The organism is Xanthomonas arboricola pv. populi, from assembly GCF_002939945.1.
Lineage (GTDB): Bacteria > Pseudomonadota > Gammaproteobacteria > Xanthomonadales > Xanthomonadaceae > Xanthomonas > Xanthomonas arboricola_A.
The window spans coordinates 1-21,367 of the sequence record NZ_MDEB01000006.1; the positions used below are offsets into that span (position 1 = coordinate 1).

Below are 21,367 nucleotides of genomic sequence, written 5' to 3' on the forward strand. Positions count from 1 at the left end.
CCGAGCTTGGTGAAGAATTCGAACGCGGCATCGGCCTTGGCTTCGGCGCGATTCAACGCGGTGTTGCCGATATCCCACGGGTACGCACGCGTGCCCGGGCCGAACGGATCGGCGCCGTTGCCGCAGAAGCTGTGCCAGTAGGCCACGGCAAAGCGCAGGTGCTCGGCCATGGTCTTGTCGCCGATCTGCTTGTTGGCGTCGTAGACCTTGAACGCCAGCGGGTTGTCAGAGTCGCGGCCTTCGAAGCCGATCTTGCCGATGCCGGGGAAATATTCTTTGGCGCCGATGTAGATGGTGTTGCTCATGGGGTGGAACTCCTGCGCAGAGGCGAGGGGAGAAGGGAAAGGTGTCGCAAGCCAGTGGCCAGCCACGTAGCGCAGCGATCGCGCATGCGCACCGCCACCGCCCGCCACCAGCGCGCACGCTCAATCAGCGCCGGAGGCGAATGTGGGCGCGGGCGATGACCCACGCCGCACAAAATGTTAGCGCTACCACAATCGCGACCGAAAAAAGCCGCGCCATGGAGCGAAGCTGAAGATGCCATGCCGATCCCGAGTGAAGCGGTCTGACCGACTTTACCCAGCCCGGCGCCGAAAGGCTTGCTGCGCTGCGAGATACGAATTGTTGCGTAGCGGCCAGGTGTGGTGATGACCGGTAGTTGGTGGGTTGGGGCGTACGGCCCTCACCCGCCCTTCGGGCACCCTCTCCCGCATGCGGGAGAGGGAATCGCCACGAGAGGGAATCGCCACGAGAGGGAATCGCCACGAGAGGGAATCGCCAGGAGAGGGATCGCCAGGAGAGGGATCGCCAGGAGAGGGATCGCCACGAGAGGGAACTGCCGGGAGAGGGATCGCCAGGAGAGGGAACCGCCGGGAGAGGGAACCGCCGGGAGAGGGATCGCCACGAAAGAGAACTGCCGGGAGAGGGAATCGCCAGGAGAGGGAAACCGCCGGGAGAGGGTTGGGTGGGAGGCGCTCCCCCGTAGTGAGAGCTTGCTCCCTTCCCCCGTTAACGGGGGAAGGTGCCCGAAGGGCGGATGGGGGCAGCCACCTCTGGCCTCACGACCCAATCCCAATCCCAATCCCAATCCCAATCCCAATCCCAATCCCCCCGGCCGCTACAATGGCCGGCTTATGACCGCTGTCCTGCCGCTGCCGCAACCCCTGGCCGACCCCGCGCCGCGCGACCCGCGCCAGCGGCTGCAGCGTGAGCAGGCGCGCCTGGGCAAACGCCTGCAGCGCCAGGTGGGCCAGGCGATTGCCGACTTCGGCATGATCGCGCCCGGCGACAAGATCATGGTCTGCCTGTCCGGCGGCAAGGACAGCTACACCTTGCTGGACATGCTGTTGCAGTTGCAGCGCAAGGCGCCGGTGCCGTTCACCCTGGTGGCAGTCAATCTGGACCAGAAGCAGCCCGACTTCCCCGCCCACGTCCTGCCTACCTATCTGCGCGGGCTGGATGTGCCGTTCGCCATCGTCGAGCAGGACACCTATTCGGTGGTCAGCCGGGTGATCCCGGCCGGCAAGACCATGTGTTCGTTGTGCTCGCGGCTGCGGCGCGGTGCGCTGTATGCCTACGCGCAGGCGCACGGCGTGACCAAGATCGCGCTCGGCCATCACCGCGACGACATCGTGGCCACGTTCTTCATGAACCTGTTCCACCACGCCCGGCTCGCGGCGATGGCGCCCAAGCTGCGCAGCGACGACGGCCAGCACGTGGTGATCCGCCCGCTGGCCTATGTGCGCGAAGCCGACATCGCCGCCTATGCGCAGGCGCGCCAGTTCCCGATCATTCCGTGCAACCTGTGCGGCAGCCAGCAAAACCTGCAGCGCCAACAGGTCGGCCGCATGCTGCAGCAATGGGACCGCGAGCAGCCCGGGCGGGTCGAGCAGATCGCCCGCGCGCTGGGCGATGTGCGGCCCGAGCAACTGGCCGACCGCGCGTTGTTCGATTTCCTGTCGCTGGGCCGCAGCGGCCAGGTCGCACCGCCCGGTCCCGACTCCAACGCCTGGCTCGCTGCCGGCGACAGCGCACACGACAGCGAGTGACGCGGCCACCACGGCGGCGGCAGTCTTCCCACCCTCCACGTTTCTTCCTCCTCTTCGGTCCGACGCATGTTCTTTCGTAATCTCACCCTGTTCCGTTTCCCGACCACGCTGGATTTCTCCGAGATCGACACGCTGCTGCCGCAAGTGCAGCTCAAGCCGGTCGGCCCGCTGGAAATGAGCTCGCGCGGTTTCATTTCCCCGTTCGGCCGCGACGAGCAGGAAGTGCTCTCGCACCGTCTGGAAGATTTCCTCTGGCTCACCGTCGGTGGCGAGGACAAGATCCTGCCTGGCGCGGTGGTCAACGACCTGCTCGAGCGCAAGGTCGCCGAGATCGAAGAGAAGGAAGGCCGTCGTCCCGGTGGCAAGGCCCGCAAGCGCCTGAAGGACGACCTGATCCATGAGTTGTTGCCGCGCGCCTTCGTCAAGAGCTCGCGTACCGATGCCATCCTGGACCTGCAGCACGGCTACATCGCGGTCAACAGCTCCAGCCGCAAGAGCGGCGAGAACGTGATGAGCGAGATCCGCGGCGCACTCGGCAGCTTCCCGGCACTGCCGTTGAATGCCGAAGTCGCACCGCGTGCCATCCTCACCGGCTGGATCGCCGGCGAACCCCTGCCCGAAGGCCTGAGCCTGGGCGAAGAGTGCGAGATGAAGGACCCGATCGAAGGCGGCGCGGTGGTCAAGTGCCAGCACCAGGAACTGCGCGGCGACGAGATCGACAAGCACCTGGAAGCCGGCAAGCAGGTGACCAAGCTGGCGCTGGTGCTGGACGACAATCTGTCGTTCGTCCTCGGCGACGATCTGGTGATCCGCAAGCTCAAGTTCCTCGATGGCGCACTGGACCAGCTCGAACACAGCGAAGACGACGGCGCGCGCGCCGAACTCGACGCGCGCTTCGCGCTGATGAGCGCCGAAATCCGGCGCCTGTTCCTGCTGCTGGAAACCGCGCTGAAGCTGAGCAAGGCGGAGTAACCAGGACGTCGAACGGCGGCGTCGTCGAGGTGCGATGCGCGGCTTGAATCATCCGAGGTCTAAATCAACAGCTCGGTGAGTCGAGTGTGCGGCGCCCTCACCGCTCGCGGGACACGCCGCGAACCCATCCCTGGGGGCTCGGTGGCGGCATCCATGCCGCCACACGGTCCCGCAACCGGCGAGGACACTGCAACAGACAGTTGGTCGGCTGGATTCTAAAAGCGTGTCACTCGGCTTTCGGTGGGCAGATGAGACGTTTGTAAATTGGGTGCTGGAGGCCGGTAGCCGCTCGGCTTGCGCTGGAAAAATGGTGAGAGGTTGAGCGAACGCCCCGTGATCCAAGCAGAGCACGCCATGCACTGCTTGCAACCACACATACCGACCATCTCGACTGGTCCTTGCCCGCCCACCGTCGCGGGACCTTACGCGGCAGGGATGCCGCGTAAGAGCTTACAGGGACGTACTTGCAGCGTGTCCCGCGACGGTGGGCGGGCAAGGGCCCTGCAGCCAACGCGCAGCGTCGAGTGCGCGGTGCCCTCACCACTCGCGGGACACGCCGCGAACCCATCCTTCGGGGCTCGTTGGCGGCATCCATGCCGCCAACGAGCCCGCAACCGGCGAGGACACTGCACCAGACAGTGTGCGGACTGTTTTACTCAAAGCCCTGCAGCCAGGTCGCAGATCCACGGACGTCCGCTGCGCCCACCTGACGATGGGCGACGTCGTCTTGTGAGCCGCTCCAGGTAGCGTCAACATCGCATGTATCAATCGCGCCATCTCACCACCTGACACAGCGCAGCGCTATCCTGTGCCGATGTTCAAGCCCGTCCGCCGTCTGATCGCGCCCGCCCCGCAGGTTGTCGAACGCGACTGCGTGCGCCTGCAGCTGGACGGGCGCGAAATCGCGGTACTGCGCGTGCGCGACCCGCGCGCGCGGCGCATCAAGCTCAGTGTGGACGAACGCGGTGCGCGGCTGACCTTGCCGCTGCGCGCAAGCCTGGTGTCGGGCGAGCGCTTTCTGCTGGCGCACCTGGACTGGTTGGGCACGCAGCTGTCGCGTTATCAGCAGGTCGATGCCTTTCCGGCGTTGGCGCGTGGCGTGCCGGGGTTGCTGCCGTTACGCGGCGCCTTGTTGCCGCTGAGCTGGCACGACGGGCGCTACGCGCGTATCGAAATTACCGATGACGGCGCGCAGTTCCATGTACCGACCCGCCTGGGCGATGCAGGCCTGCGCCGCACGCTGAAGGAATTCTACGAAGCGCAGGCGCGCGCCGATGTCGGCCGCTGGTTGCCAAGCTATCTGCCCGGCCTGCCGCGCGCGCCGGCGCGGGTGCGGCTGAAGGTGATGTCCTCGCAGTGGGGCTCGCTGGCACCGGATGGCTCGATGGCGCTGGATCTGGCGCTGGTGCTCGGCCGTCCGTCCGCGTTCGAATACGTGCTGGTGCACGAGCTCTGCCATCTGCTGCAGGCCAACCACTCGCCCGCGTTCTGGGCCGAGGTGGAGCAGCGCTTTCCCGCCTGGCGCGACGAGCGCAGCTATTTTCACGAACACGGCCGCCAGCTCAAGGCGCAGCTGCGGCGGTTGCTGCAGGCAGAGTGAGCTGTCGCGTGCCAGGCAACAAACCGCAGGAACCTCAGCGCATTCGCATCGCGCCGACGCATGCTCGCGTCACCCGCATCACGCGCGCTGCGGCGGCAGCGACGCCAGGAATTCGTTGATCACCGCCGCCACCGCTTCGGGTGCTTCCATGTGCACATGGTGGGTGCCGGGCAACAACTGCAGGCGTGCATCGCGCATCAGCGCCACACGGTGATCGCGCAAGGCAGCGGGGAAGTACACCTGCGCCGGCGTGGCGAAGATGGCCTGGGTCGGGCAGGCGATGGAGGCCAGCAGCACGTCGATCTGCGCTTCGGTCATGCGGATCGCGGTGGGCAAGGTCAGGCGCGGGTCGCTGCACCAGCTATAGCCGCCTTCGACCGGGCAGACGCCGCGCTCCACCAGCAGCCGCGCGGCCGGTTCGGTGAGCTGGTTGGCCATCATGCGTGCGCGCACCGGCATCTCCATCGACGGAAACACCCGCAACGGCCGCTGCGCCAGTGTGCGTGCCGACGCCACCGCATCGCGCAGGCGGGTGGCGGTGCTCTCGACCGGCTCGGCCAGCGCGCCCAGCGCCTCGATCGCGATCAAGGCGTCCACGCGTTCCGGCGCCGCAGCGGCCAGCAGGCTGGCAACGCCGCCGCCCAGCGAGTGGCCGAGCACGCTGAAGCGCTCCCAGCCCAGCGCATCGGCCACCTGCAGCAGAATGCCGATCGCGCTGCTGAGCGTGTATTCGGCACCGGTCGGCAGCCACGCGCTGTGGCCGTGACCGGGCAGATCGAGCAACACCAGATCCAGGTCCTGCGCGTGCAGGTGCGCGCTCAGCGGCAGGAAGCTGGCGGCGTTGTCCAGCCATCCATGCAGGGCCAGCACCCGGCGCGGGCCGCGATCGGGATTGCGCAGTCCGGTGACCCGGCCGATCGCCAGGTCGCACGCAAACGGCTCCAACCTCACGCGCGCCGCGCCACTGCGGCCAGTGCCTGCGCATGCGCCGGGCTGGCGTTGAGGCAGGGGATATAGCTGAGCGTTGCGCCGCGTTCGGCCAGCGTTTCGGCAAAGCCCAACGCCACTTCTTCCAGGGTTTCCAGGCAGTCGGTGGCAAAACCCGGGCACACCAGGTCGAAGCTGCGCACGCCGCCTTCGGCCAGTTTCCACAAGGTCGGTTCGGCGTAGGGCTGCAACCAACGCTCCGAGCCGAAGCGCGACTGGTAGCCCATCTGCCATTCGTCCGCGCCCAGGCCCAGCGCGGCGACGATGGCCTGCGCGCTGCGCTCGCATTGCTGCGGATACGGATCGCCGGCATTGGCCACGCGCTGCGGCAGGCCGTGGAAGGAGAACATCAGCTTTTCGCTGCGCCCGTGCGCCTGCCAGTGCGCACGGATCGAATCGGCGATCGCCGCGACCCAGCCGGCGTCTTCGCAATACTCCTGGATCACCTCCACCGCGATCTCCGGCGCGCTCGGGCGCCAGGCATCGATCACGTCCTGGATCGAGGCGGTGGTGGTGGTGGAATACTGCGGATACAACGGCAGCACCACGATGCGCTTGATGCCGCGCGCACGCAGTGCGTCCAGCGTCTTGCGCAGGGCCGGGGCGCCATAGCGCATGGCCCACTCCACATGCCAGTCCGGCATGACCTCCTTCAGGCCCTCGGCCAGGCGGCGCGTGTACACCGCCAGCGGTGAGCCGTCCGGCAGCCAGACCTTGGCGTATTTCTCGGCCGACTTGGGCCCGCGGATCGGCAGGATCACCCCATACAGCAGCGGCTTCCAGAACAGCGGCGGGATCGCGACCACGCGGCGGTCGCTGAGGAATTCGGCCAGGTAGCGGCGCACGGCCGGGGCGGTTGGCGACTCGGGCGTGCCGAGATTGACGACCAGCAGGGCGGTATCGGGGGTGGTGTTCATGCGCACCATTCTGGCAGAGCGCAGCAGTGCTGCCGAGGACAGCGCATCGATCGCCCCCATTGACCGCCTCTGGCCCCCGGTTGCGCTCACCACCGATTCATTGCGCCACCACTAACGTCGCGCCATTGCTATCTTTAATGGATTGTCCTTTGGAGCTTGTCATGCCTCGTCTGTCGCGCCTGGCCCTGTTGTTGTCGCTGACCTTCGCCGCCGGCCATGCCGTCGCCGGCCCGGAAGAGGACCAGCGCGCGCGTAACGCGGTGCGCGTGCTCAACGAGATCATGAAGATTCCCGAGCAGGCCATCCCGGACAAGCTGCTCGACGAGGCGCGCGCCATCGTGGTCATCCCCGACACGCTCAAGGCCGGGCTGGTGATCGGCGGCCGTCGCGGGCACGGCCTGATGTCGATGAAGAATGCCGACGGCAGCTGGTCGCAGCCGGTGTTCGTCAAACTCACCGGCGGCAGCATCGGCTTCCAGGCCGGCGTGCAGTCCTCCGACGTGGTGCTGGTGTTCCGCAACGACCGCAGCCTGGACAACATCGTCAACGGCAAGTTCACCCTCGGCGCCGATGCCGGCGTGGCCGCCGGCCCGGTGGGCCGCAATGCCGCCGCGGCTACCGATGGCCAGCTCAAGGCCGAAATCTGGTCGTGGTCGCGCGCCCGTGGCCTGTTCGCCGGCGTGGCGCTGGACGGTGCGGTGCTGCAGATCGACGATGCCGCCGACCTCAACGCCTACGGTGGCGGCGCCACCCCGCGCATGATCTTCGAAGGGCGTACCAACGAGCGTGCCTCCACCGACGTGATCGCCTTCCGCGACCGCCTGGAAGAAGCGACCTACACCGCACGCGCCAATCGCGGCACCGATGGCGCCGCCGAGGGCACCGCACCTGCACCGCGTCCGCAGACTCCGCCACCGGCACAGGCCGCGAGCACACCGCCGCCGCCGGCCAACGAGGCCAGCACCGTGCCGATGCAGCCCAGCGCCACGCCACCGCCGCAGCAGGGCTTCCAGCCGGTGTCCGATGGCGAAATCCGCACCGAATCGCTGGACGGCAACCGCTAACCCGCTGTCATCCCCCTGCGCGGTGCGCTGGGGTATCCTGCGTCTTCCTTCTTCTTCAGCAAGCGAGCAGATCATGGGCGGTTTCAGCATTTGGCACTGGCTGATCGTGCTGGTGATCGTGTTGCTGGTGTTCGGTACCAAGCGGCTCACCAGCGGCGCCAAGGATCTCGGCAGCGCGGTCAAGGAATTCAAGAAAGGCATGCACGACGAGGACAAGCCGGCCGGCAAGCTCGGCGACGACAGCCGCACTGCCGAGCAGGCACGGCAGGCGCAGGCCGAGCGCGATCGCGACGCGCGTTGATCCGGAGCGGCGTCGGTGTTTGACATAGGTGTTGGCGAACTGACGCTGATTGCGATCGTCGCCCTGGTAGTGCTCGGTCCCGAGCGCTTGCCCAAGGCGGCCCGGTTCGCCGGTTTGTGGGTGCGCCGCGCGCGCATGCAGTGGGATTCGGTCAAGCAGGAACTGGAGCGCGAGCTGGAGGCCGAAGAGCTCAAGCGCAGCCTGCAGGATGTACAAGCCTCGCTGCGCGAGGCCGAAGACCAGTTGCGCAACAAGCAGCAGCATCTGGAGCAGGGCGCGCGCGCGCTGCATCATGAGGTCGGCCGCGATATCGATATCCGCAGCAGTGCGGCACCGGTGGCCACGCCACTGGAGCTGGCGCATGCGGATTTGTCGGCTGGGGCCAATGCTGCGTCGGCAGCGGGCGCAGCCGATGCACCTGAACATGCGGCTGCGGCATCGGTCATTGCCCAGGCACAGCCCATTGCTCCGGCGCCCCATCAGACATTGGTGCCGGCCCCACATGACCCCGTGGTGCCGGCGCCGCATGCAGCGCATCTCACCAGCACCAGCGCGCATGCGCAGACGCCGGTCACCACCACGCCGATGGAGCCGAGCACGCTGAAGGCGCCGACCGAGCCGACCGAGCCGACCGAGCCGGGCAAGATCCAGGGGACACAGCCGTGAGCCTGTTCGACGACGCACAGGCCGAAAGCAGTCTGATCGAGCATCTGGTCGAATTGCGCGCGCGCCTGGTGCGCGCCCTGATCGGGCTGGGCGTGGTGTTGCTGGCGCTGCTGCCGTTTTCACGCGCGATCTATTCGTGGCTGGCCGCGCCGCTAATTTCGCAACTGCCGCTGGGGCAGACGATGATCGCGATGAACCCGGCCGGCGCGTTCTTCGCCCCGCTCAAGCTGACCTTCTTCGTGGCGGTGTTCTTCAGCGTGCCGTGGCTGCTGTATCAGGCCTGGGCCTTCGTGGCGCCGGGCCTGTACCAGCGCGAGAAGAAACTCGCATTCCCGTTGCTGGCCTCGGCGGTGGCGCTGTTCTACATCGGCTGCGCGTTCGCGTATTTCCTGGTGTTGCCGGCGGTGTTCCACTTCCTGACCACGTTCAAGCCGGACGTGATCGCCATTACCCCGGACGCCAATTCGTACCTGGATTTCGTGCTGGCGATCTTCTTCGCCTTCGGTGCCAGCTTCGAGTTGCCGGTGGCGCTGGTGATCCTGGTGCTGCTGGGCTGGGTCAGCCCCAAGCAGCTGAGCGAAGGCCGCGGCTATGCCATTGTCGGCATCTTCATCCTGGCCGCGGTGCTCACCCCGCCGGACGTGGTGTCGCAGCTGATGCTGGCCATCCCGATGTGCCTGCTGTACGAGCTGGGCATCATCGCCTCGCGCGCGGTGGGGCCGAAGGCCGCCTAGCGGCTTGGCTGTGGTGAGGCGCACCGGCATGCAGGTGCGCAACCCGGCATCACCCGGACGCAATCACCCCGTAGGAGCGCACCCGGGCGCGACCGGGGCTCTCCCGAGGAAAGCTTCGTCGCGCCCAGGTGCGCTCCTACGGATCAGGGTTTCGTTGTCAGCACATCCCCGGATCAAGGCGATCAGGCTGCAAACACATCCGGGCGCGACGGTGCCGTGGGCTGCGCGGTTGCGCCTGTGTGGGTGAACATCTGCTTCCATGCGGCGTACACCGAGCCGGCGAACACCGGCATCAGCACCGCCATCAGCAGCAGCTGGGCCAGCCACATCGCCACGGTCTGGCCGGCCACCAGGCCGACGATCAGCGCCACGATCATCACCGCGAAATAGATCGCGAAGATGGCGATGAAGGCCAGCACGAAGAACACCAGCATCGCCGGCAGGTTGTGCAGGCTTGCTCGCAAGCTCTCGCGCAGCGCATGGCCGCCGGTGCTGCGGGCGAACATCACCTGCGGCGGCATCACGAACAGCGCCAGCGTCATCGCCGCGAACGTGGCGATGGTCAGCAGCAACCACAGCAGGATGCGGCCGGCTGGCAGGCTGGCGGCCAGCTGCTCGATCTGCACCGGGTCCGGCTGCGCGCCGGACTGGCTGATCTGGTTGATCTTGATCATCACCTCGGACAGCTGCTGCAGCCCGCTGGCGCCGATCATCACCAGCAGCAGCACGCCCAGCAGCAGGCCGGCGATCAGCTGCGGCAGCAGCGACACCAGCAGGTGCGGCGCGCGGCCGTCCTGCAGGCCGTGCAGCAGATGCGACGGCTTGGCGATGCGGCCTTCGTCGACCTCGCGGATCGCCCACAGCAGCCCGCCCATGAACAGCGGGCCGGCCAGCACCAGCAGGAACTGCAGGGCCGGGCCCAGCAGCGGCACCAGCACCGACAGCGACACCACCAGGGTGGCCGCCACGCTCCAGATCACCCCCAGCGAGCCAAGCGCCAGCGGCGCCCGCTTCAACAGCGAGAAACCGGTCAACAGCCATTCTGCACCGGCAGACGCCGGCACCTTGCGGATTTCGCTCATTCCCATTCCGGATCGATACGCACCGGACCATCCGGCGTAGCGCGATTATCACTGCTTTTGCGTGTGTGCGGCGGGATGAGTGGCCACTGTTTGCAGGCCGCGTGCGTGATGCACGAACCGGCGCAGCAGCTTGCGCGCGATCGGCGCGGCGGTGACCTCGCGGGCGACCGTGCGGGCGCAATGGCCGTGGCGGGCGATGCACTCGGCGCGCGCCTGCACATAGCCGCGCATGTGGTGGGTGGCGAACTCGGGGTGGAACTGCACGCCCCAGGTGGCCTGGCCCCAGCGGAAGGCATGGCAACGGTCCTGCCGCGAATGCGCCAGCACGATGGCCCCGTCCGGGGCGCGCACCACGGTCTGCATATGCGTGGCGTGCGCCGGGAAATGCGCCGGCAGGCCCGCAAACAAGGGGTCCTGCTCGGCTGGCGGGTGCAATTCCAGCGCGATCGTGCCGGACTCGCGCCCGGCCGGGTTGTAGTCGACCTCGCCGCCCAGCGCGTGCGCCAGCAGCTGGTGGCCGTAGCAGATGCCGAGCAGCGGCATGCCCTGGTGGGCGGCATCGCGCAGCCAGGCGGCACTGCGTTCGCTCCAGTCGGCGCGGTCGGTGACGTAGGCGGCCGAGCCGCTGACGATGGTGCCGGCAAAGCCGTCGCGGTCGGGCAGGCGGTCGCCGTTGGCGACATCGATGGCGACGGTCTCATGCTCGGCCAGCCCGGCCGCAACGCGGATCCAGTGCCGAAAGCGGCCGTATCGCTTCATCTCCGGCACGGGATGCCCGGTTTCGATGATCAGGAACGGCAAGGCGGACATGCGGACGGAAATCCAGCAGCGACTGATATGCCCGATTGTAGGCAGCTCGCGCCGGTTTTTTTCAATTGGCGTGCCAACGCATGCAGCTAAGGTTATTCCGGATGGCTATGTACTGATGGCGTGGCGGTGGGGCGGGGGCGACCGGCGACCGGCGTCCGGGGATGGACGGGATGGGTGCAGTGGGTTGGGCCGTTTGCGCCGCGAGCTGTGTCGCGGGCGTCAGCAAGGGCTGCATGTGCATGTGCCGACGTCCCCTTATCCGCCCTTCGGGCACCTTCTCCCGGTGGGAGAAGGGAGCAAACGAGCCAGGCAATCCCCTTACTCCCGTGGCGGCAACACCGACAACACCTCTTCCACCGTGGTCAGCCCGGCGGCGACCTTCTCCAGGCCGGTGCGGCGCAGCGTGCGCAGGCCCTCGCCACGCGCGGCGTGGCTGAAGCTGGCCAGGTCGGTGTCGGCGCGGATCAGGCTGCGCAGGCGCGGGCTCACCGGCAGCAACTCGTACAGGCCGACACGGCCCAGATAGCCGGTGCGGCGGCATTCCAGGCAGCCGACCGGCGCGTGCACGTTCAGCACCTCCGGCAGCGCTTCGCCCGGCTCGCGGATCGCCGCCCACTCATCGTCGCTGAGCGTCTGCGGGCGTTTGCAGTGCAGGCACAGGGTGCGCACCAGCCGCTGCGCCAGCACGCCGTTGAGCGTGGACGCCACCAGGTAATGCGGCACGCCCAGGTCCAGCAGGCGCGTGATCGCCGAGGCGGCGTCGTTGGTGTGCAGCGTGGACAGCACCAGATGCCCGGTCAGCGAGGCCTGCACCGCCATCTGCGCGGTCTCCAGGTCGCGGATTTCGCCGATCATGATGATGTCCGGGTCCTGCCGCAGCAGCGTGCGCACGCCGCTGGCGAAGTCCAGGTCGATGTTCTGCTGGACCTGCATCTGGTTGAATTCCGGCGCGATCATTTCGATCGGGTCTTCCACGCTGCACACGTTCACATCCGGCGTGGCCAGGCGCTTGAGCGTGGAATACAGCGTGGTGGTCTTGCCCGAGCCGGTGGGGCCGGTGACCAGCACGATGCCATGCGGGCGCTCGACCAGCGCGCTCCAGCCGGCGGCTTCTTCCGGGCTGAAGCCGAGTTGCTCGATGCTCTTGAACGCCGAATCCGGGTCGAAGATGCGCATCACGCACTTTTCGCCGAACGCGGTAGGCATCGTGGACAGGCGCATTTCCACCTCGCGCCCGCCCGGCGAGCGGGTCTTGATGCGGCCATCCTGTGGGCGGCGGCGTTCGGCCAGGTCCATGCGGCCGAGCACCTTGATGCGGCTGACCACCGCGGTCATCACCGACGGCGGCACTTCCAGCACCTTGTGCAGCACCCCGTCGATGCGGAAGCGCATGCGCCCGGCCTCGCGACGCGGCTCCAGATGGATGTCGCTGGCCCGCTGTTCGTAGGCGTACTGTAGCAGCCAGTCGACGATATGCACGATGTGGTGGTCGTCGGCATTGACGTCGCCGGCGCGGCCCAGTTCCACCAGCTGCTCGAAACTGGGCAGGCCGGCACCGGGTTCGGCGCTGCGCACATCGCCGCGCGCGCCTCTCACCGACTGCGTCACGCCGAAGAACTCCATCGTGTAGCGATGCAGGTCCAGCGGATTGATCAGCGCCAGTTCGATGCGGCGCCGGCTCAGATGCTGCACGTCGGCCAGCCAGTCCAGCGCCAGCGGCTCGCTGGTGGCGATCAGCACGCGCTCGGTATCCAGCGCCAGCGGCAGGATGCGGTGGCGGCGCGCATACGCATGCGAGACCACGCCGGTGACTGCGGCCACATCGATGCGGGTCGGATCGATGCGCAGGTAGCGCAGGCCGGTGCGGGTGGCCAGCCATTCGGTCAGCCGTTCCAGCCCGAGTTCGCCGGCTGGCGGCTGCGCGGCATGCAGTTTGAGATTGGCCAGCAGCACCAGCGGATGCACCTCGCTGGCATTGCGCACGCCGGCGGCAGAGAACTGCACACGCTCGTATTCGTGCGGCACCACCATGCCATCGGCGAGCAACGCGGCAGCCACCGGGTCGAACATCAGCCGGCCGCGCGGCAGGATCGCCACCGTACCCCCTGGATCGGCCGTACGCCGCTGTTCCATGCTTGTTCGCCCCCTGCAGCGGTGCTCCGCGGCAAAGCGCTGCGGGTCGGCCGGTATACTAGCGCACCCCTTCCGCACGGCCTTTGCTGCATGTCCGATTCCCGGCGCGTTCCAATCACTTTCCAGGGCCTGATCCAGACCCTCAACCAGTACTGGGCCGAGCAAGGCTGTGTGCTGATCCAGCCGCTGGACCTGGAAGTGGGCGCAGGCACGTTCCATCCGGCCACCTTCCTGCGCGCGCTGGGACCGGAGCCGTGGAATGCGGCCTACGTGCAGCCCTCGCGCCGTCCCACCGACGGCCGCTACGGCGAAAACCCCAACCGCCTGCAGCGCTATTACCAGTACCAGGTGGCGATGAAGCCCAACCCGGACAACATCCAGGACCTGTACCTGGGGTCGCTCAAGGCCTTGGGCATCGATCCGCTGGTGCACGACCTGCGCTTTGTCGAGGACAACTGGGAATCGCCGACGCTGGGCGCCTGGGGCCTGGGCTGGGAAGTCTGGCTCAACGGGATGGAAGTCACCCAGTTCACCTACTTCCAGCAGGCCGGCGGACTGGAGTGCAAGCCGGTGCTGGGCGAGATCACCTACGGGCTGGAACGTCTGTGCATGTACCTGCAGAGCTGCGACAACGTCTACGACCTGGTGTGGACCTACGGCCCGGATGGCACGCCGGTCAGCTACGGCGATGTGTACCACCAGAACGAGGTGGAGCAGAGCGCCTACAACTTCGAGCATGCCAATGTGGCCGAGCTGTTCCATCGCTTCGACGCCTGCGAGGCCGAGGCCAAGCACCTGGTCGAGGTCGGCCTGCCGTTGCCGGCCTACGAGCAGGTCACCAAGGCCAGCCACGCGTTCAACCTGCTGGATGCGCGCCGCGCGATCAGCGTGACCGAACGCCAGCGCTACATCCTGCGCGTGCGCGCGCTGGCGCAGGGCGTGGCGCAGGCGTATTACGCACAACGCGAGAAGCTGGGCTTTCCCGCAGTCAAGCGCTGATGCTGTGTCCTTCCCCCGCCAGCGGGGGAAGGTGCCCGCAGGGCGGATGGGGCAGTACGTCTCCGCCGCCTCGGCACAACCCTCATCCGGCGCGGCGCGCCACCTTCTCCCGCTAGCGGGAGAAGGACATTCTCCAGTCACCTTCGTCCGTTGATGGCAGAAGGGACATAAGCCAAGGTTCACCTGACATGAGCGAACAACTTCCCCTGCTGATCGAACTGGGCACCGAAGAGCTGCCGGTCAAGGCGCTGCCGGGTCTGGCGCAGGCCTTCTTCGATGGCGTGCTGGCCGGTCTGGAAAAACGCGGCGTCGCGGTCACCCGTGGCGATGCCAAGCCGCTGTCCACGCCGCGCCGTCTGGCGGTGCTGCTGCCGGGCGTGGCCACCGAGCAGCCCGAGCAGCGCTCCGAAGTGCTGGGGCCGTATCTCAACATCGCGCTGGATGCCGAGGGCAAGCCGACCAAGGCGCTGGCCGGTTTCGCCGCCAAGGCCGGCATCGACTGGACTGCGCTGGAGCGCACCAGCGACGCCAAGGGCGAGCGCTTCGTGCATCGCGCGGTGACGCCGGGCGCGCGCACGGCCGACTTGCTGCCGGACATCCTGCGCGAGGCGATCGCCGCGATGCCGATCCCCAAGCCGATGCGCTGGGGCGCGCACGAGTACGCCTTCGCGCGGCCGGTGCAGTGGCTGGTGCTGCTGTTCGGCGATGCGGTGATTCCGGCCGAGCTGCTGGGCGTGCGTGGCGATCGCCTCACCCGCGGGCACCGCTTCATGCATCAGGGCGAGGTGTCGCTGGCGGCGCCGGGCGACTACGTCCAGGCGCTGCGCGCCGCGCATGTGCTGGTGGATGCCGACGCACGCCGTGCGCGCATCGTCGAGGAAGTCGAAGCCGCCGCCAGGCAGGCCGGCGGCAGCGCGCGCATCAGCGACGACAACCTGGAACAGGTGGTCAACCTGGTCGAATGGCCATCGGCGGTGCTGTGCAGTTTCGAGCGCGACTTCCTGGCGGTGCCGCAGGAAGCGCTGATCGAAACCATGGAGATCAACCAGAAATTCTTCCCGGTGCTGGACGACGGCGGCAAGTTGACCGAGCAGTTCATCGGCATCGCCAATATCGCTTCCAAGGACGTGGCCGAAGTCGCCAAGGGCTACGAGCGGGTGATCCGTCCGCGCTTTGCCGATGCCAAGTTCTTCTTCGACGAAGACCTCAAGCAAGGGCTGGAGGCGATGGGCGCGGGTCTGGCCAGCGTCACCTACCAGGCCAAGCTGGGCACGGTGGCCGAGAAGGTCGCGCGCGTGGCGGCGCTGGCCGAGGCGATCGCGCCGCAGGTCGGTGCCGATCCGGTGCAGGCGCGCCGCGCCGTGCAGCTGGCCAAGAACGACCTGCAGTCGCGCATGGTCAACGAATTCCCGGAGCTGCAGGGCATTGCCGGGCGCCATTACGCCAAGGCCGCCGGCGAGCCCAGCGAGATTGCGCTGGCGATCGACGAGGCCTACCAGCCGCGTTTCGCCGGTGACGACATCGCACTGTCGCCACTGGGCAAGGTGCTGGCGATTGCCGAACGGCTGGATACGTTGGCCGGTGGCTTTGCAGCTGGTTTGAAGCCGACCGGCAACAAGGATCCGTTTGCGCTGCGGCGCAATGCGTTGGGATTGGCGCGGACGGTGATTGAGAGTGGGTTTGATCTGGATTTGAAAAAGCTGCTTGTAGAGGCTAGAAATCAGATCAATGTCCAAGCAAGTGCCAGACAATTGCTCAAGACAGAAACTGCGATCGCCAAGGCAAAAGATGCCGGTTCCGCTTTGCCGCCATCTGTTGAAAAGGAAGCACACACCGCGTTGGCGCAGGCTGGTCAAGATGCAGAGATTTTCGACTTCATCCTCGACCGCCTACGCGGCTACTACGCAGACAAGGGCGTTCCTGCCACCCACTTCAATGCGGTCGCCGCATTGTTTTCGGTCGCGCCCGAGGGCGCTCCTACAGGGCTCGTAGGAGCGCACCTGGGCGCGACCCACGGCTCCCTCTACGACTTCGACCGCCGCATCGAGGCGATCGGCATCTTCGCCACGCTGCCCGAAGCCGAAGCCCTGGCCGCGGCCAACAAGCGCATCCGCAACATCCTGCGCAAGGTCGAGGGAGAGATCCCCGGCGATATCGACACCAGCCTGCTGCGCGAACCGGCCGAAGAAGCCCTGGCCGAAGCGGTGGAAGCGGCCATCGGCGATACCGGCGATGCGCTGCACCGCCACGACTACGTCGCCGTGCTCGCGCGCCTGGCGCGGTTACGCCCGCAGGTGGACGCGTTCTTCGACGGGGTGATGGTCAATGCCGAGGACGCGCAACTGCGCGCCAACCGCCTGGCCCTGCTGAAAAAGCTCGGCGACCGCCTCGGCAGCGTGGCCGCCATCGAGCATCTGTCCAGCTGATGGCCGCGTCCGCCGGCGCGGTGCACTGGCAGACCGCGCAGGCCGCGTTGGCACGTCGCGACCTGGGGGTGGCGGCGTCTGCGCTGCAGGCGTTGCTGGAGGTGGAGCCGGCGCATGTGTCGGCCCGCGTGCTGCTGGCCGGCACCGTGCTGGCCAATGGCAGGATGCGCGAGGCGGTGGCGCAATTGCGGCTGGCCGCAGGCGATCTGGGTGACGAGGTGGCGATGCGTTGCCGCGTGGCGCAAGCCTTGTTGCGTGTCGGCGAGCATCGCGCACTGCATGCCTTGCTGCGGCATCCATCGGTGACGCAGTGCAATGATGGCGCCACGTTGGCGCTGCTCGCGCATGTGCATCAATCGCTGGGCGAGCATGGCGACGCGCTGGCGATGATGCAGCGCGCGCAGGCCTACGGATTCGATGGGCCGGATTTCCGTTTCTTTCTCGCGGTGCAGTTGCAATTCAACGGTCGCCTCGATGAAGCGGCGCAGGCGCTGGAGCAGGTGCTGGCACACACGCCCGGCTATGGCCGCGCGGCGTTGACGCGTGCACGCCTGCGCCGTCAGACCGCCAGCAGCAACCATGTCGCGCAACTGCGTCAGCAACTGCAACGTGCCAAGCCCGACAGCGAAGATCGCGCCGGGCTGGCGTTCGCGCTGTACAAGGAGCTGGAAGATCTCGGCCAGACCCAGGCCGCCTGGGACGCGTTGCAGCATGGCAACGCAGTGATGCATGCGCGCCTGCGTCACGACGCCGACGCCGAGGCAGCGTTGTATGCGCAGTTGGGTGCGTTGGCCGACCAGGGCGTGTTCGCCCCGCAGCAAGCCGCTGCCACGCACGGCCCGCAACCGATCTTCGTGCTCGGTTTGCCGCGCTCGGGCACCACGGTGCTGGAGCGGATGCTGGGCAATCATTCCCAGGTGGTGTCGGCGGGCGAGTTGAACGACTTCGGCCATCAACTGCGTTGGGGCGCCGACCAGGCCGGCCGCAGCCTGCTGGATGCGCGTGTGCTGCAGGCGCTGCCGACGCTGGATTACGCGCAGATCGGCGCGCGTTACCTGGAACAGACGCAATGGCGGGCCGGATCGGCGCGCTGGTATATCGACAAGTTACCGGCCAATGCGGTGGCGATCGGTGCGATCGCGCGCGCCTTGCCGGGTGCAGTGATCGTGCATCTGGTACGCGAGCCGATGGCGGTGTGCTTTTCCAATTACCGCGCGCTGTTCGGCGACTCCTATGCCTATAGCTACGACCTGCACATGTTGGCGCGTCACTATCAGGCGTATCACGCGTTGATGGCGCAATGGCGCGCGGCATTGCCGGGCCGGGTGATCGATGTGGACTATGCGCAGATGGTGCGCGATCCATCCACGGTGTTGCAGCAGTTGATGGCGCCTTGCGGGCTGGAGATCGAGCCCGGGCAGATTGATATCACCCGCAATGCGGCCGCATCGGCCACGCTGAGCAGCGTGCAGGTGCGCGAAGGTGTGCATGAGCGCAACGTGGACGAGTGGCGGCACTATGCCACGCAGCTGGAGCCGCTGCGGCGGGCCTTGCTACATGCCGGCCTGATCCAGGCTGACGCACGCTGACAACGGCCAGCAAGACGACGCGAGGATGCCGCATCGGTGCATGCGGCGTGCCCGCAGCCGAAGTGCCTGCGTGTCGCCAGCTTGGGCTGCGCACCTTTCGGCTACACCAAACTCGCTTAATCGCAGTAGCGGCGATCCCCGAGCGCTTGATTCAAAAACGCTTGCCCTAATGCCTGGCCAAAAACGCCAGCGGCAGCCCCGTGGCTGCCGCTGGACGCTACCGCCTTGGATCACTCAGTGCGCGCCGAAACGCCAGTTCAGCTCCAGCATGTAGGAGCGGCCGTAGCCGGTGTAGTTGAAGATGTTGTAGTACGGGTAGCTGGTGTAGGTGCGGTCGCGCGGCGGCCGGGTGTCGGCCAGGTTGTTGACCGTGGCCGTCAGCGAGATGTCGTCGTTGAGCGCATAGTCCAGCGTGGCATTGAGCGTGGTCCACGCACCGACCTTGCGTGCGCCTTCCACCGCATACCCATCGGTGCTTTGTTGCGCCACGAAGTTGGGCGTGCGGCCATTGCGTTGACCGAACAACGTGGTGGTCCATGCGTCTTTCTGCCACGTCACCGAGGCGTTGACGATACTGCGGAACTCGGAGGAGAAGAACGGTTCGCTGAGCAGGTCGCGCACCGGGTCCTGCGGGAACTGCTGGCTTTCGTGCTTGAGGGTGAGGTTGTATTGCGCATCGAAGACGAACAGGCCCCAGGATTCGGTCGCCAGGTTGTACGTCGCCTTGCTGAGCACGCCGGAGATTTCCTCGTTGGAGATATTGATCGGGTTGATGCGGATGTTGCTCAAGCGGTTCGGTACCGGGGCATCGGCTGCGGTGCGATCGATGCGCGACAGCGCATCCACGCAGGTGGGCGAGCTGATATCCAGGCTGCCGAGACGGCAGGCCGATTCGGTCTGCAGCAGGTTGTCGGTGCTCAGGTCGCTGACTTTCTGGTCGATCTTGATGTTGTAGTAATCGGCGTTGACGCTGAAGCGCGCACTCGGCGACCACACCACGCCATAGCCCCAGGATTTTGCAGTGATCGACTGCAGGTCCCGATTGCCGGCGCGGCGTCCGGCGATCGAGGTGCCCGCGTAGGTGCAGTCGGCGATCGGCACGTTAGATTCTTCGACGGCGCACCGGTAGTAATCGTTGACGCCCTGGAAGAAGCCGCTGTCGCCAGCGAAGGAAAACGCCATGTCCGGTGCCTTGAACGCAGTGGCGTAGTTGCCGCGGAACAGCAGCGAATCGATCGGACGGAATTCCAGCGCGGCCTTGTAGGTGAACTTGGAATCGCCACCGCCGCCCTGGTTCTTGTAGTCGTCGAAGCGTCCGGACAGGTTGGCCGTCAGCGTCGAGAGGATCGGTACGCGCATTTCGAACGCCGCCGCCCAGTTGTCGCGCTTGCCGCTGCCCTGGGTGCCGGTCAGCTGGTAGAAGTCGCCGGCGATCACGCGTTGATCGGTCGGGTTTTCCCAATACTGGTTGCCCGCCTGCAGCACGCCGGCCACGCCGACCGCACCGGCCGGCAGGTTGAACAACTCGGTGTTGGTGAGCTGCAGGTTGAGGTTCTGGGTCCAGGTCCTGGACTTGGTGCGGATCTCGTCGTTGAAGCTGCGGTATTGCGCCGGCGTCAATGCGCGATAGAAGTTGGCGTCGTTGGGCGAATAGATCGGATAGCCGTAGTACTCGCCTTGCTGGGCCCCCAGGAACTGCTCGCGGAAGAAGTCTTCGATGCGATCGGCCAACGGCCACTGCTGGCGGCTGTCGATGCGGTATTCGGCGCGTGCGTAGTACGCATCGTAGGTCCAGTTGCTGGCGCCCAGCCCGCCCTTGATGCCGGCGGCGATGTTGTAGGAATCGGCAGTCTGGCGATCGTTGTTGAAGTCCAGGTTGCCGGTCTCTTCAGGCGCGAAGATGCGCTGGTAGCTCTCCAGTTGCTGGCTGTCCTGATTGTAGAAAAAGCCGCCGGTATCGGACGAGGTCTGCCAGAAGCGCGAGCCGCCGTTGACCTCCACCTTGGTGCGATTGAGCAGCAGCGTCGCGTAGCCTTGGGTGTTGTCGTTGAAGGCGTAGGTCAGGTTGGCGTAGCCGCTGGCGCTGCGTTCCTTGTTGAGGATGCTGGCGTAACCGGGCTCGGTGCGGCTGCTGCAGAAGTTGCCGCGATTGGCGCGGTTGTCGTATTGCACCGTGCCGTTGAACAGCGGGCCCAGTGCATCGCAGTTTGCGGCACCGGGGTCGATGTAGGTGGTTGGCGTGTTGTGCAGCGCGATGCGCGAGCCGTAGCGCAGCGTGGGATCCGGATTGTCGGAGGTGGAATCGAAGTCGCGCCGCTGGTAGCCGTAGATCGGGTCCTGATTGTTGAGCTGCAGGCCCCAGACGATATCGGCCTTGCCGAGGGTGCTGCCGCCGGTGAGCTGGAAGCGCTGGTTGTTGCCGCCGCCACCGTCGTAGGTGCCCATGCGGTAATTCATCTGCACACCGTCGACGTGCTTCTTCAGGATGATGTTGACCACACCGGCAATGGCGCTGGAGCCGTAAATCGAGGACTGGTTGCCGGGCGCCACGTCGATGCGTTCGACCATGCCCACCGGCACGCTGGCCAGGTCGACGAAGTTGCTCTGGCCGTTGTAGAGCAGCGGGTAATCGGCCATCGGCCGGCCGTCGATCAGCACCAGGGTGAAGCCAGGATCCAGGCCGAGCAGGCTCAGCGACTTGGCGCCGGCGGTGAAGCCGCCACTGAACTGACCGTCCTGCACCGAGCCGGTGGCCATCGGCTGCGAGCGCAGCACATCGTAGACGTCCTTGAAGCCGCGGCGCTGGATGTCCTGGGCGGTGATCGAAAACACCGGGGTCGCGGTTTCGACCTGGGACCGGGGGATCAACGACCCTGTCACCGTGACCTTGTCCAGTTGAGTCACTTCACCTGAATCCTGTGCCATCGCAAGCGATGGCATGGCCAGGGCGGCGCAGACGGCGTTGACCAACAAATGGCGCTTCATGGAAACCTCTCTCTCCAAAGGTGTGGAACAGGGCGCGGCAATCGGGGGAAGGCC

General features: G+C 66.7%; 16 protein-coding genes and 1 pseudogene. 10 read left to right on the forward strand and 7 right to left on the reverse strand.

The genetic code is table 11. The features are described from left to right. Positions 1-305 (reverse strand): annotated as a pseudogene (locus XaplCFBP3123_RS15335) (xylose isomerase); the annotation flags it as partial. Positions 306-1,133: 828 nt separating this feature from the next. On the opposite strand from XaplCFBP3123_RS15335, the gene ttcA reads away from it, so the two are divergent. The 3 genes from ttcA to XaplCFBP3123_RS15355 all read left to right on the forward strand — a co-directional run bounded on the left by ttcA (position 1,134) and on the right by XaplCFBP3123_RS15355 (position 4,620). Next, the gene (gene ttcA / locus XaplCFBP3123_RS15340; protein WP_104534825.1) at positions 1,134-2,048 is read left to right on the forward strand and encodes a tRNA 2-thiocytidine(32) synthetase TtcA; all 915 of its coding nucleotides are present in this window, start codon (positions 1,134-1,136) and stop codon (positions 2,046-2,048) included. Positions 2,049-2,114: 66 nt separating this feature from the next. Further along, positions 2,115-3,020, forward strand: a complete 906-nt coding sequence (locus tag XaplCFBP3123_RS15345) for a recombination-associated protein RdgC (protein WP_007974628.1) — start codon at positions 2,115-2,117, stop codon at positions 3,018-3,020. Positions 3,021-3,834: 814 nt separating this feature from the next. Continuing rightward, entirely contained in the window at positions 3,835-4,620 is a 786-nt protein-coding gene (locus XaplCFBP3123_RS15355) for a SprT family zinc-dependent metalloprotease (protein ID WP_172453302.1), read from the forward strand. 78 nt (positions 4,621-4,698) lie between these two features. On the opposite strand, the gene XaplCFBP3123_RS15360 is transcribed toward XaplCFBP3123_RS15355, so the two are convergent. Both XaplCFBP3123_RS15360 and hemH read right to left on the reverse strand, forming a co-directional pair. Beyond that, complete coding sequence (locus tag XaplCFBP3123_RS15360; protein WP_104534828.1) at positions 4,699-5,565, reverse strand: alpha/beta fold hydrolase; 867 nt, start codon at positions 5,563-5,565, stop codon at positions 4,699-4,701. 2 nt (positions 5,566-5,567) lie between these two features. Further along, positions 5,568-6,533, reverse strand: coding sequence for a ferrochelatase (hemH, locus tag XaplCFBP3123_RS15365; protein WP_104535026.1), 966 nt, complete (start codon positions 6,531-6,533; stop codon positions 5,568-5,570). Between the two features lie 152 nt (positions 6,534-6,685). On the opposite strand from hemH, the gene XaplCFBP3123_RS15370 reads away from it, so the two are divergent. From XaplCFBP3123_RS15370 to tatC, 4 genes are all read left to right on the forward strand, one after another. Beyond that, positions 6,686-7,588 (forward strand): lipid-binding SYLF domain-containing protein, encoded by a 903-nt coding sequence (locus tag XaplCFBP3123_RS15370; RefSeq protein WP_104534829.1) that lies wholly within the window; start codon positions 6,686-6,688, stop codon positions 7,586-7,588. A 73-nt stretch (positions 7,589-7,661) separates the two neighbouring features. Next, positions 7,662-7,889, forward strand: coding sequence for a Sec-independent protein translocase subunit TatA (gene tatA, locus XaplCFBP3123_RS15375; protein ID WP_104534830.1), 228 nt, complete (start codon positions 7,662-7,664; stop codon positions 7,887-7,889). 15 nt (positions 7,890-7,904) lie between these two features. Further along, positions 7,905-8,555 (forward strand): Sec-independent protein translocase protein TatB, encoded by a 651-nt coding sequence (gene tatB, locus XaplCFBP3123_RS15380; RefSeq protein WP_104534831.1) that lies wholly within the window; start codon positions 7,905-7,907, stop codon positions 8,553-8,555. After that, positions 8,552-9,289: a twin-arginine translocase subunit TatC gene (gene tatC / locus XaplCFBP3123_RS15385; protein ID WP_104534832.1), complete on the forward strand. Its 738-nt coding sequence runs from the start codon at positions 8,552-8,554 to the stop codon at positions 9,287-9,289. Before tatB ends, tatC begins: the two co-directional genes overlap by 4 nt. A 182-nt stretch (positions 9,290-9,471) precedes the next feature. Here tatC and XaplCFBP3123_RS15390 read toward each other — a convergent pair whose 3' ends face one another. The 3 genes from XaplCFBP3123_RS15390 to XaplCFBP3123_RS15400 all read right to left on the reverse strand — a co-directional run bounded on the left by XaplCFBP3123_RS15390 (position 9,472) and on the right by XaplCFBP3123_RS15400 (position 13,314). Next, a complete protein-coding gene (locus XaplCFBP3123_RS15390; RefSeq protein ID WP_104534833.1) occupies positions 9,472-10,371 on the reverse strand; it encodes a BPSS1780 family membrane protein in 900 nt (299 codons plus the stop codon). Between the two features lie 48 nt (positions 10,372-10,419). Next, a complete protein-coding gene (locus tag XaplCFBP3123_RS15395; RefSeq protein WP_104534834.1) occupies positions 10,420-11,181 on the reverse strand; it encodes a glutamine amidotransferase in 762 nt (253 codons plus the stop codon). Positions 11,182-11,499: 318 nt separating this feature from the next. After that, entirely contained in the window at positions 11,500-13,314 is a 1,815-nt protein-coding gene (locus tag XaplCFBP3123_RS15400; protein WP_104534835.1) for a GspE/PulE family protein, read from the reverse strand. A 90-nt stretch (positions 13,315-13,404) separates the two neighbouring features. On the opposite strand from XaplCFBP3123_RS15400, the gene glyQ reads away from it, so the two are divergent. From glyQ to XaplCFBP3123_RS15415, 3 genes are all read left to right on the forward strand, one after another. Then, the gene (gene glyQ, locus XaplCFBP3123_RS15405) at positions 13,405-14,313 is read left to right on the forward strand and encodes a glycine--tRNA ligase subunit alpha (RefSeq protein ID WP_104534836.1); all 909 of its coding nucleotides are present in this window, start codon (positions 13,405-13,407) and stop codon (positions 14,311-14,313) included. A 188-nt stretch (positions 14,314-14,501) separates the two neighbouring features. Then, the gene (gene glyS, locus XaplCFBP3123_RS15410) at positions 14,502-16,739 is read left to right on the forward strand and encodes a glycine--tRNA ligase subunit beta (protein WP_104534837.1); all 2,238 of its coding nucleotides are present in this window, start codon (positions 14,502-14,504) and stop codon (positions 16,737-16,739) included. Next, a complete protein-coding gene (locus XaplCFBP3123_RS15415) occupies positions 16,739-18,328 on the forward strand; it encodes a tetratricopeptide repeat-containing sulfotransferase family protein (protein WP_104534838.1) in 1,590 nt (529 codons plus the stop codon). Before glyS ends, XaplCFBP3123_RS15415 begins: the two co-directional genes overlap by 1 nt. 234 nt (positions 18,329-18,562) lie before the next feature. Here the strand turns inward: XaplCFBP3123_RS15415 and XaplCFBP3123_RS15420 are convergent, their stop codons facing one another. Next, positions 18,563-21,253, reverse strand: a complete 2,691-nt coding sequence (locus XaplCFBP3123_RS15420; RefSeq protein ID WP_172453323.1) for a TonB-dependent receptor domain-containing protein — start codon at positions 21,251-21,253, stop codon at positions 18,563-18,565. Positions 21,254-21,367: the final 114 nt, after the last annotated feature.